This is a genomic window from Marinomonas sp. KMM3893, from assembly GCF_004352855.1.
In the GTDB taxonomy this organism is placed as follows: Bacteria; Pseudomonadota; Gammaproteobacteria; order Pseudomonadales; family Marinomonadaceae; genus Marinomonas; species Marinomonas arenicola.
The window spans coordinates 181,370-195,016 of the sequence record NZ_SJSC01000005.1; the positions used below are offsets into that span (position 1 = coordinate 181,370).

12 protein-coding genes are annotated in these 13,647 nt (G+C 45.9%); 3 read left to right on the plus strand and 9 right to left on the minus strand.

Annotation, left to right across the window (positions count from 1 at the left end):
* Positions 1 to 12: 12 nt before the first annotated feature.
* From E0D71_RS13300 to E0D71_RS13310, 3 genes are all read left to right on the plus strand, one after another.
* The gene (locus tag E0D71_RS13300; protein WP_133003803.1) at positions 13 to 1,458 is read left to right on the plus strand and encodes a sulfatase-like hydrolase/transferase; all 1,446 of its coding nucleotides are present in this window, start codon (positions 13 to 15) and stop codon (positions 1,456 to 1,458) included.
* Positions 1,459 to 1,476: 18 nt separating this feature from the next.
* The gene (locus tag E0D71_RS13305; protein WP_133003804.1) at positions 1,477 to 3,219 is read left to right on the plus strand and encodes a solute:sodium symporter family transporter; all 1,743 of its coding nucleotides are present in this window, start codon (positions 1,477 to 1,479) and stop codon (positions 3,217 to 3,219) included.
* Between the two features lie 132 nt (positions 3,220 to 3,351).
* Positions 3,352 to 4,251: a LysR family transcriptional regulator gene (locus E0D71_RS13310; RefSeq protein WP_133003805.1), complete on the plus strand. Its 900-nt coding sequence runs from the start codon at positions 3,352 to 3,354 to the stop codon at positions 4,249 to 4,251.
* Here the strand turns inward: E0D71_RS13310 and E0D71_RS13315 are convergent, their stop codons facing one another.
* The 9 genes from E0D71_RS13315 to E0D71_RS13355 form a co-directional block, all read right to left on the minus strand.
* The gene (locus E0D71_RS13315; protein WP_165943002.1) at positions 4,252 to 4,593 is read right to left on the minus strand and encodes a DUF202 domain-containing protein; all 342 of its coding nucleotides are present in this window, start codon (positions 4,591 to 4,593) and stop codon (positions 4,252 to 4,254) included.
* A gap of 2 nt (positions 4,594 to 4,595) precedes the next feature.
* On the minus strand, positions 4,596 to 4,943 hold the full coding sequence (locus E0D71_RS13320) for a DUF202 domain-containing protein (protein WP_133003807.1): 348 nt from the start codon (positions 4,941 to 4,943) through the stop codon (positions 4,596 to 4,598).
* Between the two features lie 28 nt (positions 4,944 to 4,971).
* Positions 4,972 to 6,291 carry an anaerobic sulfatase maturase gene (locus E0D71_RS13325; protein ID WP_207923403.1) on the minus strand — a complete coding sequence of 440 codons (1,320 nt, stop codon included), beginning with the start codon at positions 6,289 to 6,291 and terminating at the stop codon, positions 4,972 to 4,974.
* A 112-nt stretch (positions 6,292 to 6,403) separates the two neighbouring features.
* Complete coding sequence (gene galM, locus E0D71_RS13330) at positions 6,404 to 7,501, minus strand: galactose-1-epimerase (RefSeq protein WP_207923404.1); 1,098 nt, start codon at positions 7,499 to 7,501, stop codon at positions 6,404 to 6,406.
* Positions 7,498 to 8,664, minus strand: a complete 1,167-nt coding sequence (gene galK, locus E0D71_RS13335) for a galactokinase (RefSeq protein ID WP_133003808.1) — start codon at positions 8,662 to 8,664, stop codon at positions 7,498 to 7,500. The genes galM and galK overlap by 4 nt, the downstream gene beginning before the upstream one ends.
* 127 nt (positions 8,665 to 8,791) lie before the next feature.
* Complete coding sequence (locus E0D71_RS13340; RefSeq protein ID WP_133003809.1) at positions 8,792 to 9,859, minus strand: UDP-glucose--hexose-1-phosphate uridylyltransferase; 1,068 nt, start codon at positions 9,857 to 9,859, stop codon at positions 8,792 to 8,794.
* A gap of 96 nt (positions 9,860 to 9,955) precedes the next feature.
* A complete protein-coding gene (galE, locus tag E0D71_RS13345) occupies positions 9,956 to 10,972 on the minus strand; it encodes a UDP-glucose 4-epimerase GalE (RefSeq protein WP_133003810.1) in 1,017 nt (338 codons plus the stop codon).
* A gap of 335 nt (positions 10,973 to 11,307) precedes the next feature.
* On the minus strand, positions 11,308 to 12,099 hold the full coding sequence (locus E0D71_RS13350) for a coniferyl-alcohol dehydrogenase (RefSeq protein WP_133003811.1): 792 nt from the start codon (positions 12,097 to 12,099) through the stop codon (positions 11,308 to 11,310).
* A gap of 38 nt (positions 12,100 to 12,137) precedes the next feature.
* Positions 12,138 to 13,595 (minus strand): aldehyde dehydrogenase family protein, encoded by a 1,458-nt coding sequence (locus E0D71_RS13355; RefSeq protein ID WP_133003812.1) that lies wholly within the window; start codon positions 13,593 to 13,595, stop codon positions 12,138 to 12,140.
* Positions 13,596 to 13,647: the final 52 nt, after the last annotated feature.

Here is a 13,647-nt window from a genome sequence, read left to right on the forward strand (position 1 = left end):
GTAGGAAAAACCATGCAGACAAAACCCAATATTTTAGTTTTTATGACAGATCAACAACGGGGGGATTCTGTTTCCGACACTAGAATATTAATGCCGAATACTCGAAAATTGATGGCTGAAGGGTTAGCTTTTACAGAAAGCTATTGCCCCGCTCCGCACTGCTGTCCGTCACGAGCGACCTTCTTCACTGGCCAATACCCAACGCAGCACGGCGTTTGGAATAACGTCTGTGTACAAAACACCCTCTCCAGACGACTTAATCCTGAAACAGAACTCTTTAGCCATCACCTTAAAGAGCAAGGATACCAATCGTTTTTTGCTGGAAAATGGCATGTTTGCTACGACACAGGCCCAGAAGATCATGGCTTTGAAGAGCTTTATGTAACTTGCAACAAAGAGTCTAAAAACGACCCGAGCAACAAAGCCATGTCGCCGGATTGGGAAATGTATAAGCGCATATCGAGCGCGGCCCACAAACGCAAAAACGGTGAGATCCTAAGGCCTGGCTACCCAGATTACGTGCATTATGGCGTCACAGAGAACCCATTTAATGACGAAGATGTTGTTAATTCTGCCCTAGACAAACTGAAAACACTGCGCCAAGCCGATGATCCTTGGATGATGTATATTGGCACACTAGGACCACATGACCCCTATTTTGTCCCACAAGCCTTCTTAGATTTATATCAGGACGTAGAGGTCGAGCTCACCGATATTCATCATGATTCAATGGATAAAAAGCCCGCCTACAATAGAAAGGTACGCCGTTTATTTGACCAGTTGTCTATCGAAGAAAAGAAACAAGCCATTAAGCATTATTGGGCATTCTGCACCTACGAAGATCACTTGATTGGGCGGGTTATCGACGAGCTGAAACAGCATGACAAGTTCGACAATACGCTCATTCTCTTAACCAGTGATCACGGTGATTATAACGGCGAGCATGGCTTATGGTGCAAAGGGCTACCAGCCTATAAAGGCGCTTACCATATTCCCACTATCGTGCACTGGCCTGTCGGTATCAAGCAACCGGGAAGAACCCTATCTGACCTTATCTCTTTGGCGGATATCGCCCCCACGTTTCTCGACATTCTTAATTGCACAATGTCGCAACCTATCGTTGGAAAAAGTCTCCTACCTTATTTTAATAATGAAAATATTCCACCGACACATTCTTATTTGCACACCCAAACGAACGGCAATGAAATATATGGCATTCAACGCACTGTCTTTAACAAAGAATGGAAACTCGTTTTTAACACCTTTGATAACGACGAGCTTTACGACTTAACAAAAGACCCAGATGAATTGATAAACCTTATCGATGACCCTGCTTCTATCCCAATCATTAAAACACTTTACCAAGAATTATGGCGGTTCGCCGAGGAAACAAACGACTCTATTATCAATCCATACATTTTGGTTGGATTGGCAAAATTTGGCCCTGGAATACTATAAAAATAAAGAGGTTTTATTATGAACACTTGGACATTAGTGAGCTTTATTGGCTTCACACTACTGGTTGCCATTATTTCTTATATCGCCACCAAAAAAGAAGACCTAAACAGCAGCGATGGCTACTTTTTGGGAGGACGAAGCCTTACTGGTATCTCTATTGGCTTTTCTATTTTGCTGACGAACTGGTCTGCGGAGCAACTGATCGGCCTTAATGGGCAAGGTTACAGCGTAGGGCTGTCTAACATGGGCTGGGCGGTAACTTCCGCCCTAGGTTTTGTGTTGCTGGCTTGTGTCTTCTTGCCTTTCTTTCTAAAAAAAGGCATCACCACCATTCCCGATTACATTGAAGAGAGGTTTGGCTCAGTGGCGCGCAACTTTATCGCTTGGGTCATCCTCATCAACATGGCCGCGGTGGCGTTGCCTACGGTACTTTACGCAGGGGCATTAGGACTTAGTCGTATTTTTAATGTGGCTTCTTTATTTCATATCTCTGAAGACGCCGCGCTCATAGCGTCGATTGTCTTTATTACCGTCATCGGTGGTATTTACGCTATTTTTGGCGGCCTCAAAGCGGTGGTTATTTCCGATACAGTTAATGGCATTGGCTTCTTTATTGGCAGCATCCTTATCCTCTTTTTAGGGCTACAAGCGCTCGGGAATGGTGACAGTTTTCTTGGGGTAAAAGAACTCATCACCAAAGACCCTCAAATGCTGAATGCCGTAAGTTCGCCTAAAGTGAATGTTCCCTTTGCTGCTATTTTCACCGGCATGTTGCTGATTAATATATTTTTCTCCTGTACCAACCAAGTCATCATTCAACGCGCTTTTGGCGCCAAAAGCGTGGCTGAAGGACAAAAAGGCGTGCTATTTGCTGGGATCATCAAGATCGTTAGTATTTTAATATTAATTGTTCCAGGTATTATCGCATTTCATTTATATGGCAGCGAAGGCATAAAAGCCGACGAAGCCTATCCTCTGCTGGTAAACCGATTACTGCCGGCGTCACTGGTTGGTTTCTTTGGTGCGATTTTATTTGGTGCCATTATTTCCACATTTAATTCAACCATCAACTCATGCTCAACTATCTTTGCGGTCAACATTTATAAACCACTAAAAGGTGGCAATATTTCCAGCATTGAAGATATTAAAGCGGGCAAGATATTTGGTACTGGTCTGGCGATTTTTGCAGCTATCTGTGCACCCTATATTAAAAGCGCCCCTCAAGGCCTGTACATGTTTATGCAGGAATTTAATGCCTTGTTCACCGTGCCTATTTTGTTGATGGTCGTGATTGGCATGTTTTGGAAGAAAGCCTCAGCGAAATCGACGATCCCCGGCATGGTGACCTACATGGTGCTGTATTTATTCTTCAAATTTGGCTACACCGGCTGGGATTTAAACTTTTTGCACAAAACCGCCATCTACTTTGTTGCAGGCTTAACCGTGTCAGTGATCCTAACGCACCTCTACCCTGCTGCTAACGAAGAGAAAAAAGAAAAACAGGTCCCCGTTAATATTGAAAACTGGAAGCACCTACGGTTGGGCAGCATTATTACCATTGTTCTTATGGTTATGACCTACGCCATCGCTTCACCGATTGGTATTGTGGCCCCTTGGGAAGAGATTCCTGCCAATCTGGCTAAAATCCTGATTGCTGGCATAGTGATTACCTTTGCTTTAAACATCATAGTTAAAAAAATCAGTAAGGCGCTTAACAACAAAACAGAGACTCACGCACTCAGTGAAGCAAAGCGTTCTTAAGCCACAAGCCGCGCTATTTTAGCCACCGTTAAACAATGCCGATCACCGCTGTGCTCGGCATTGTTTCATGTCACAATACGCTATGGCTTTTTTCTCCATCCTAGCGCTTCTAACAATAAAAAAGGCAATGCGATGAACAAGATGCTAATACACTTCACTAAAGCGGCTGACCTTATGTCCATCAGCCAAGCAAGCATTAAACTCGGCATAAGCCAGCCGGCGCTGAGCAAAAGCATTCGCGCGCTGGAAAAAAAGCTCGACGTCACCTTAATTGAGCGGCACCCAAGAGGAATTCGATTAACCCCAGAAGGGGAAATCGTCTACATGCGAGCGCAGAAAATAGAATTCGAAATGCAGGCCATCGAACGCGATATTCACACCCTACAACACAATCAACAAACGCTTAATATTGGTGCAGGCCCTGCTTGGCAAAAGCCAATCACCTCAATCTTGCCTGAGTTTCTGCGGCGCTTTCCGAACGTGAATGTTTGCATTCAAGCGGCGCCTATTAGCCAGCTAATTACCCCATTAATTGAAGACAATCTTGATTTGGCCTTCGGTGGTGAAAATGGGCAGGAGCTCCTAAAAAACAATGGCCTAGCCTTCACCCCCATGATGGACAGCCACTTGCGAGTCATTGCCAGAAAAGAACACCCGCTCAACATCAACAGGGTTCATCAAATTAGTGCCTTATCCCACTTTCCCTGGATCGCATTTCAAGCGTCTTCTGAAATATTGAACCACGTAAACAACTTGTTAGAGCGAGAAGGCGGCACTCGGGTTCGGTATATTCTTGAGACAGAATTTTTGGAAATGGCATTGGAAATGGTCAAAAACACAGACGCTTTATTGTGTATATCTGATCAGCTATTTAAGCAAATGGACACCGACGGACTCGTGTCTCTTAACTTATCAGAACCCATTTGGCACTTTCATTTGGGCGCATGGGCCAAGCCTAAAGAAACCAGAAGCCTGCTGGTAAATGAGTTTTTAAACTTATTAAACAATAACTTGAACGCTTTTCAAGAATAACTATACGAACACCAAACGAAACACATTCATCAAACTAGACAAAGCAATCAACAAGGCCGCTATGCACAAGGCAGCACAGAGTAATTGCTTCACTCTGATGGAGCCAAGCGTCGTCAATTCGCCTTCCATTGAAAAAAACCAACCACGGTAGATCGATGCCAAATAAAAGAACACCATGAGAATAGCCAGCAACGTACCGGCATACAAAACCGTTGCGTTTTGATTGCTGTAGCCCACTCGGATCACCATTAAGACATTAACCAACAAAACCAAAATGGTACGAGACCAAGATAAGGCGGTTCTAGCGGGCTGCAACCCCGCATCAAAGGCACGCTTTTTCATCATTACGCCCTGTAGTACAGCATCAAATACACCACAAAAATAATCACCGCAATCATTACTACACTGATCACAGCCAGCGTTCGCGTGTAAGGCAATTCCGCTTCATGACGCATCGCCTTTTCATTGGCAGACCAACGACGATAAGCGTAAAACGCCAAGATGGCGGAAAACACACTCAAAACCAGTACTAAAATTTCCCGATACAAGGTCGGTGCAATATTTGGGGCCAATTGATCAATCCCTACGGCGGCGGCCAGAAAAGCCAACGCGGTACGAATCCATGCGAGAAACGTTCGCTCATTTGCTAAGGTAAACCGATAATCTGGGGCTTTGCCTGACTTACGCCACATACTTTCTCTCCTCGATACCCGTCATTTATCAACTCGCAAAGCAACAACGCTTGAATTTTTCACCACTACCACAGGGGCACGGACTATTTTTTGAGACTTTAAACAAGGAATACAATAGCTTAGGTTGTTGCTCGATAATCGCCATAATATGTGCAGGCGATTGCTTATTCTCGATCAAGGCCGCCATAAGCCGCATATAGGGCTCGGTGTGCTTGAAAAAGTTCGTATATCCAGAGCAAAAATAATTGTGATTCAAATAACCACTTCGCGACACAGAAAAACGATGTTTAGGGCACCCACCGTGACAGGCGAATTTGTATTCACACTGAAGACAATCCTGATTTAAGGTACTCGCTTTGTCTGCACCAAACTGCTTTGCTGAGGCGCTATTGTTCATTTCTTTGATCGTATTCTCGTGAATATTGCCCAGTAAATGCTCAGGGTACACAAAATGATCACATTGATATAAATCGCCATTCGACTCTAACGCAAAGGCATGGCCACATGTCTCTGAGGTAATGCAAGAACCAGACGCATGACCACACCAGGTCGCCAGGGTTGAATCAAACATATTGACAAAAACACGCCCTACGTCCGACTTTACCCAGACATCAAACACACCATTCAAAAATGCCCCATACTGCTTTGAAGGCACCGACCAAGTCGTCACTTTTGCCTCCAATTCACTTGGCAAAACCAATGTTAATGCTTGAGTGTCATCCGGTGTTGCGCTCGCTTCTCTTTCTACTAGCGGAATAAACTGTAAATAACGCGAGCCGATTTGCTTTAAAAATCGATATACTTGCTCGGGATACTGGGCATTAAGGTCATGAACAACCGTTAATGTATTAAATTCTATGCGATGTTTTTTTAGATACTCAATGCCTTTCATCACCTTGGCGTGAGTCGACTTTTTGGTCCGTGTTACACGGTAACCATCGTGTAAGTCTGGAGGACCGTCAATGGACACGCCAATGAGAAATTGATGCTGTTTGAATAATTCACACCATTCATCGTTTAACAATATGCCATTGGTTTGAAAGGCATGACTGATGCGTTTATTTCCCGCGAATTGAGCGCACAAAGCAACGACTTTACGGAAAAACTCGACCCCCATTAACGTTGGTTCACCACCCTGCCAAGCGAATTGCACCTCTTGCCCCATTTGGGCATCAATGTACTGCTGAATATAGCGCTCTAATGTGTCGTCATCCATGCGCCAATTTTTATTTTGCTCTGGATACAGCTTTTCTTTTTCCAGATAAAAACAATATTCGCAATCCAAGTTGCAAATAGAGCTGCTTGGCTTTGCCATAACATGGCAACCTGAAACCATTGATGAGGTCATAAAAGCACCTTAGCTAGATTCAAATGATTCAGTCGCAGAATAGGGGCTGTCGCTCGTGTCGAATAACGACTACGGCTGATCACGTTGTTGTTATTAGAGTTATTGGTTAGCGTTATTGAGCGCTTAATCCATGCCACACAAACTCATAAAGCGTTTTATGATGATAGGCTTTATTGGCTTTCAAGAGGCTATTGCTGAATGTCCATTCTGGGTGATTCGGCGAATCTGGCAAATACTGCGTTTCAAACGCAAAGCCTGAGTGATTTTTATAATACCCCCCTCCACGCCTTGGACACCCATCTAGAAAGTTGCCGGTATAGAGCTGCGCAGACGGCATGCTGGTGCTGACATCCATCCTCACTTCCTGATCTGGCGTATTCACACTACTCACAAGATTAACACGATGGCTTGGCTGATTAAGCAAATAGGCATGATCGTAACCACCCACCAATTGCTGCTGCTCATCTTTGAGAAAATCTTGGCGGATGGGCTTTTTGATCCTAAAATCAAAACCGCTCTTTGCCACCGGAACACACCCGGAGATAGGCACACCAGAGGCGTCTATTGGCAAATATGAATCCGCATCAATCAACAATTCATGATCACGGCAATCCATCTCAGTGGTGTCGCCCTGCAGATTAAAATACGCATGATTGGTCAAACTGACAGGGCAATCTTGGTCACACACGCCATGATAAGAAATCGAAATACCATTGGTTTGCGTCAATTCATAGCAGACGGTTACATCCAATTGACCAGGAAAGCCTTGATCGCCATCAGGGGATCTCAAACCATAAACAACATAGCGATCCGACCACTCAACCAAGGTCCAACGACGGCGATTAAAGCCCTCTACCCCACCGTGCAAACAGTGTGCGCCTTGGTTTTTACTAATCGAGTAATCTTTACCATGCAAAGAGAACTGGGCGTTATTGATACGATTAGCAAAACGACCTACGGTGACACCCAAATAGCCAGCTTGCTGATAAAACGCAGCCAGCGTATCCACACCGAGCAAGACTTCTCGAGCGCCCTCTGCCATTGGCAAAGTACAGCTTAGCCAAGTAGCGCCAAGGTCCATAAAGGTCGCCGTCATGCCCGAGCCATTGCACAAGGTAATCAAGCCAGCAGGCTGACCATCGTTCGCAAGACCTTGCATGTTTTCATGCAAAGCCTTCACACTGTCCGGGTAAGACCTAAGAACACTCACGCTACTGAACCTGCGCCATCGCTCGCGTTACAAACGTAAATGGTCTCTTTTAGACCAGTTTGCGCTTGGTATTGTTTTTCTACCGCCTGCTTAACCACATCGACAAGCGCCGGCGGTACCAGAGCAACCACGCAACCACCAAAACCACCGCCCGTCATGCGTACACCGCCTTGAGTCCCTATGGTGCTTTTCACAATGTCGACAATGGCATCCACTTCAGGACAAGTAATTTCGAAATCGTCACGCATGGACACATGTGACTGCTCCATTAACACCGCTAAACGGGCCATATCACAGTCCCTTAGCGCTTGCGCTGCTTCGACCGTACGCGCATTCTCAGTAATAATATGACGAGCACGTTTCGCGGTCACTTCATCAAGCCCCGCTTGGCGAGCTTCAAACATCTCGATACTGACATCACGCAGGGCTTTCACGCCAAAAAAGTCAGCAGCGGCTTCACATTGCTGACGACGAGTGTTGTATTCGCTGTCTACCAAGCCACGTTTTTTATTTGAATTAATGATCACAATAGACATGCTCTCAGGCATAGACACGTCGTCGCTTTCTAATGAACGACAGTCAATCAATAAGGCGTGATGACGTTTGCCCTTAGCAGAGATCAATTGGTCCATAATGCCGCAATTGCAGCCTACAAATTGGTTTTCCGCCTGCTGCCCATTTAGCGCAATGTCTTGCTGGGAGATGTCCAGATCATAAAGCACCTTAAAGGTTTGCCCAATAACCACTTCCAATGCAGCCGAAGAACTCAATCCTGCGCCTTGTGGCACATTGCCACTCACCACGATATCCGCGCCATTAAATGTAAACCCGCGTTTTTGCAGGCAATCAATCACGCCTCGAATATAATTCACCCACATAACATCGTGATCAAATTCAAGTGGCTGAGCGAGATCAAATTCGTTCATTTGGTTATCGTAATCGACCGCCACCACTCGAACTAACGTATCTTGACGGGCCGTTGCAGCCACCACAGCCTGATAATCAATGGCACAAGGCAAAACAAAACCATCGTTATAATCAGTATGTTCACCTATTAGGTTTACCCGCCCCGGCGCCTGAATAAGGTGCTCTGCAGTACGCCCAAAAACAGATTTAAAGGCATTGGAGACAAGGTGAGTCGGCTGCGTTGAACAATCAATCATACTTTTTTCCTACTGTATTTTAGTGCCTCCAAAACTCTCTTTAAGAGCACTCAGAGACGGTATTATTGCTTCTATTATTTTTCTATAAACTGTCTACGCCGATTAAACAGGCTTAAATAGACCGCTTTTATGACGCTTTATAGTGCTCATCACTGACCGCTCGCAATCGCTCTGCTGCCTGCTCTGCGGTGAGATCTCGTTGGCTTTCGGCCAGCATTTCATACCCCACCATAAACTTCTTAACGGTGGCTGAGCGCAACAATGGCGGATAGAACAAGGCGTGCAACTGCCAATGTTCAATGCCCTTATCATCCCTGTCCTTATCCGCTTCAAAAAATGGGGCATAGTGCCACCCCATCGAATAAGGAAAAGAACACTGAAAGAGATTGTCGTAGCGGCTGGTTAGCTTTTTGATGGCGACCGCCAAATCGTCACGTTGTGCATCCTGTAGCTCTGCCATACGACGCACATGCACCTTAGGCAACAGCATGGTTTCAAACGGCCACGCCGCCCAATAGGGCACTACGGCAATCCAATGCTCCGTTTCGACCACGGTCCGAGCACCGTCTTGCAACTCCGCTTGAACATAGTCCACTAACAAGTTTGAACCTTGCGCTTGATAATACTCCCGCAAGTGTTTGTCTTTTCTTTCTATTTCATTCGGTAAAAAACTGTTCGCCCAAACTTGGCCATGAGGATGAGGCTGTGAGCACCCCATCGCTTCGCCTTTATTTTCGAAAACCTGCACCCACAAGTATTCCTTACCCAGATCTTCGATTTGCTCGTTCCAGGTATCAACCACATTACGGATTTGAGAAACGGGTAATTCAGGCAGTGTTTTACTGTGATCAGGAGAAAAACAAATCACTCGACTCAATCCGCGAACGCCTTGAGTTTTAAACAAAGGGTTATCAGAAGTCGGAGCATCCGGAGAGTCAGGCATCAAGGCCGCAAAATCATTTTGAAACACATAAGTCCCACTGTAATCCGGGTTAACATCCCCAGAAACACGGGCATTACCAGGACAAAGAAAGCACCCTTCGTCATAGGAGGCTTGATTGTCCATCGTCGCTTTCTCATCTTGCCCACTCCAAGGACGCTTGGCGCGGTGGGGTGAAACAAGAATCCACTGACCTGTTAATGGGTTATAACGACGATGCGGATGATCAACAGGATTAAAGGTTATTTCTGACATCTTTTGCTACTCACTCATTCTGACACTTCATTCTAGCAACACTGTTTCACCACACAGCGCAGCACGACACAGTTTGGGCAAGGCGATAGGGGCTGGTTACCCCTGATAGCCTTGAGGATTGTTAGACTGCCAACGCCACGTATCAATCGTCATTTCAGACACATCACGACGCGCCTTCCAACCTAGGTCTTGTTCTGCTTTTGCAGTACTGGCCCAACATTCAGCGATGTCACCTGGTCGACGCGGTTGTATTTCGTACGCGACATCATGACCACAGGCGTTAGAGAACGCCTTAACCATGTCCAATACACTGCTGCCTTTTCCGGTACCCAAATTATAAATATGCAGTCCAGCTTTATCGGTCAGAGCGTTCAAGGCCGCTAAATGCCCATCTGCCAAATCCACCACATGAACGTAATCACGCACACCTGTGCCATCTGGAGTTGGGTAATCGTCCCCAAATACCGCCAATTTTTCACGTCGCCCGACGGCAACTTGCGCGATAAATGGCATCAAATTATTAGGAATACCTTGAGGATCTTCCCCCATGGTGCCCGATGAATGGGCGCCCACTGGGTTGAAGTAACGCAACAAAGTAATGCTCCAGTCGTCCTCTGCGGCGAACAAGTCACGCAGACATTCTTCCACAATGTACTTACTGCGACCGTACGGGTTGGTCGTGGCGCCAGTAGGTGAATCTTCGGTAATGGGCACCTCTTGAGGGTCGCCATATACCGTAGCAGAAGAGCTGAAAATCATATTTTTCACGCCAGCAGTACGCATCGAACGAGCCAACACCAAAGACCCATTTACGTTATTGTCATAATACTCAAGCGGCTTAGCTACTGACTCGCCGACGGCCTTCAGACCGGCAAAATGAATGACCGCTTGAATCTCATGCTTTGCAAACACGGCGTCGAGAAACGCTTCATCACGAACGTCACCTTGATGAAACTCAGGTCGCTCGCCAACAATCGCTTCTATGCGCTTAAGCACCTCTAATTTACTGTTAGATAGATTATCAATGACGATAGGCTGATGACCTGCGGCAATCAATTGCACACACGTATGACTTCCGATGTAACCTAATCCGCCTGTCACTAAGACCTTCATAACCACCTCTCACTCTTATAAATTCATTAAAATGTAAACGATTACATTCAACTTATAACGACATTAAACAGGATTTCAGCCCTTAAATCGAGGGTGAATTTAAAATTAATATCAAAATAATGTAAACGATACCAAAGGTTGGCAAACGATCTCCACCTCCTTGTATTCACATGATACTTTCCCAAGCAAAGCAACCCTAGTAAAAATCGGTTTTCTACTAGGATTCAATCAAGTTCAAAAAATAAAGAAAGAAAAATGAAGAGATGACATATAAATAGAATAAGAAACAAGCTGTTAATGGGAAATCTTCACTCCCACTAACAGACAATGCATTACTACGGAGACATAGGCAAACGTGTAGGAAGCTCTAACACGTCAGTTAAATTACATGCAGTCATACCGCCATCTACATTAATATCAATGCCTTTGAGCCAATTACTCTGGGGAGAAATAAGGAATATGATAATTGAAGCCACTTCACCAGGCAGTCCAGCGCGGCCAACTCGCTGAATATTTTTGAGCGTTTTTTCTCCAAAAGCGTTTTTGAAATCCTGCAAAATACCGGTTTCAATCGCCGCCGGACTCACCGAATTGATACGAATGCCGCGCTGCAACAGCGCCTCACACTCTGCCATCCCCCACACAATAACGGCTTCTTTTGACAGGTTGTACGCTCGCACATAATCAATCTTATTTTGTTCGCAAAACATTGCCACGTCATCTTGCTCAGACAGCGCCATTAATTGCTTCACTTGTTCAATATTATCTTTCCACATGGCGCCTGCTCTCGATGCTACATTCACAATCGATGAGCCTTTGGATAAATGAGCCAACATGCCTTCCGTAAATTCACGGGTGCCAATAAAGTTTACCTTTAAACCGAGCACAGCATTGCCTTCTCTTGGGGGCAAGCCTGCCACATTACACAAGGCGTCATAGGCTCCCTTCACCTGACTCAGCGCCGCCTTAATACTCTCTGACTTAGACAAATCCAAAGGAATGTATTCGTCTACTTTATAGTCAGGTGCTACGATATCAAATACGGTCACCTGTCCGCCCTGGGCCTGAATCAACTCAACCACCTGACGCCCAATGCCGGTCGCGCCACCTGTTACTGCTATTCGCATTCTAGTGCTCCTTAATGTAATTATTATTTGCTAGCGGACTAATCAATCCGTGCCGTGACATTAATCAGGTCAGAAAAAAACTCTAACGACACTCTGCCACCTTGGGCACCAATACCGGAAGCCCCCACTCCCCCCATTGGAGTCCGCAACTCCCTAAGTTGCCAATCGTTGATCCACACATTGCCGGCGCGTATTTTGGCCACCACACGATGTGCGCGGGAAAAATTTTGCGTCCAGATTGATGATGCAAGCCCATAACGGGTGTTGTTTGCTAACTTAATGACCTCTTCTTCGCTGTCAAAGGGGGTAACATGACAAACTGGGCCAAACACTTCATTACATACGAAGTCGGCGTCTTCTGCTAAACCAATGGCAACGACCGGCTGGATAAACGCCCCCTGATCACGCTCATCGCCAAATTGAGGAATTCCACCTCCAGTTACAAAGGTCGCCCCATCTTGTGCTGCTTGGTCAATCATGGATTTCACTTTATCTCGATGCTGATGAGAAACCAGAGGGCCCATTTGCACCCCATCTTCGTCTGGCGCGCCAATTTTCATCTGACCAACTACAGCACCTAAGCGTGAAACAAACTCCTCAAAAACAGAGCGCTCTACATACATGCGCTCTGTCGAATAACAAATCTGGCCACAATTAGTAAAGGCGGAGCGCAGGGTCCCGGCAATGGCATCGTCTAGATTTGCATCCGAGAACACAATGCCGGCGTTTTTGCCACCCAATTCAAGACAGACATCTCGCACGCCCTTCGCGGCGCTTTGCATGATGATTTCGCCGGTATGAGTATCGCCAGTAAAGCCAAACGCCGACACGTCTTGATTTTCCGTCAAAAACGCACCGGCTGAGTTTGCTCCAAAGCCATGAATCAAATTAAAAACCCCGGCTGGGAAACCCGCTTCCTCGATAATTTCCGCCAACAGTGTGGCCGATTGCGGCGTCACTTCTGACGGTTTAGCAATAACACAATTGCCCATTGCTAACGCTGGGGCCACTTTAAATACCAGCAGCAGTAAAGGCACATTCCAAGGTGAGATGGCGCCCACTACGCCTTTGGGTTGACGCAATGTGTAATGGATTGCTTGCCCACCATTGGGTGGTGAAAAATGATAAGACTGCTCAAATAGATTTGCCGCTTCATCTGCGTACATGCGAAAGGCAAACGCAGAACGCCCCACATTGAGCATTTTTGCCGCCGCATAAGGCACACCAACATCATCACTTTCGGCCAGCATCAATTCCTCACTTCGGCGCTCCATGATGTCAGCTACTTTGCGTAAAAGACGACAACGTTCCACTAACGAAACCGATCCCCACCCCCCTTCAAAAGCCTCTTTTGCTTTTTCTACAGCAAGGTCCACCATGGCTTTATCCGCTTCGTAAACTCGGGCAATTTCAGCGCCATTTACCGGACTTTTCTTAATAAAAGACTGGTTAGATTTAACCCATTTACCATTAATATAATTCAGCATTTCTTTCATGATTTAATACCCTTATCCAATCGGCTCCGCGGCCTTTCTATAAGCTCTCGCT

Excerpts from the sequence above, each read along its gene's own strand:
- E0D71_RS13300 (WP_133003803.1), top strand. The coding sequence starts at position 13 with ATGCAGACAAAACCCAATATTTTAGTTTTTATGACAGATCAACAACGG.
- E0D71_RS13305 (WP_133003804.1), top strand. The coding sequence starts at position 1,477 with ATGAACACTTGGACATTAGTGAGCTTTATTGGCTTCACACTACTGGTT.
- E0D71_RS13310 (WP_133003805.1), top strand. The coding sequence starts at position 3,352 with ATGAACAAGATGCTAATACACTTCACTAAAGCGGCTGACCTTATGTCC.
- E0D71_RS13315 (WP_165943002.1), bottom strand. The coding sequence starts at position 4,593 with ATGAAAAAGCGTGCCTTTGATGCGGGGTTGCAGCCCGCTAGAACCGCC.
- E0D71_RS13320 (WP_133003807.1), bottom strand. The coding sequence starts at position 4,943 with ATGTGGCGTAAGTCAGGCAAAGCCCCAGATTATCGGTTTACCTTAGCA.
- E0D71_RS13325 (WP_207923403.1), bottom strand. The coding sequence starts at position 6,291 with ATGACCTCATCAATGGTTTCAGGTTGCCATGTTATGGCAAAGCCAAGC.
- galK (WP_133003808.1), bottom strand. The coding sequence starts at position 8,664 with ATGATTGATTGTTCAACGCAGCCGACTCACCTTGTCTCCAATGCCTTT.
- E0D71_RS13340 (WP_133003809.1), bottom strand. The coding sequence starts at position 9,859 with ATGTCAGAAATAACCTTTAATCCTGTTGATCATCCGCATCGTCGTTAT.
- galE (WP_133003810.1), bottom strand. The coding sequence starts at position 10,972 with ATGAAGGTCTTAGTGACAGGCGGATTAGGTTACATCGGAAGTCATACG.
- E0D71_RS13350 (WP_133003811.1), bottom strand. The coding sequence starts at position 12,099 with ATGCGAATAGCAGTAACAGGTGGCGCGACCGGCATTGGGCGTCAGGTG.
- E0D71_RS13355 (WP_133003812.1), bottom strand. The coding sequence starts at position 13,595 with ATGAAAGAAATGCTGAATTATATTAATGGTAAATGGGTTAAATCTAAC.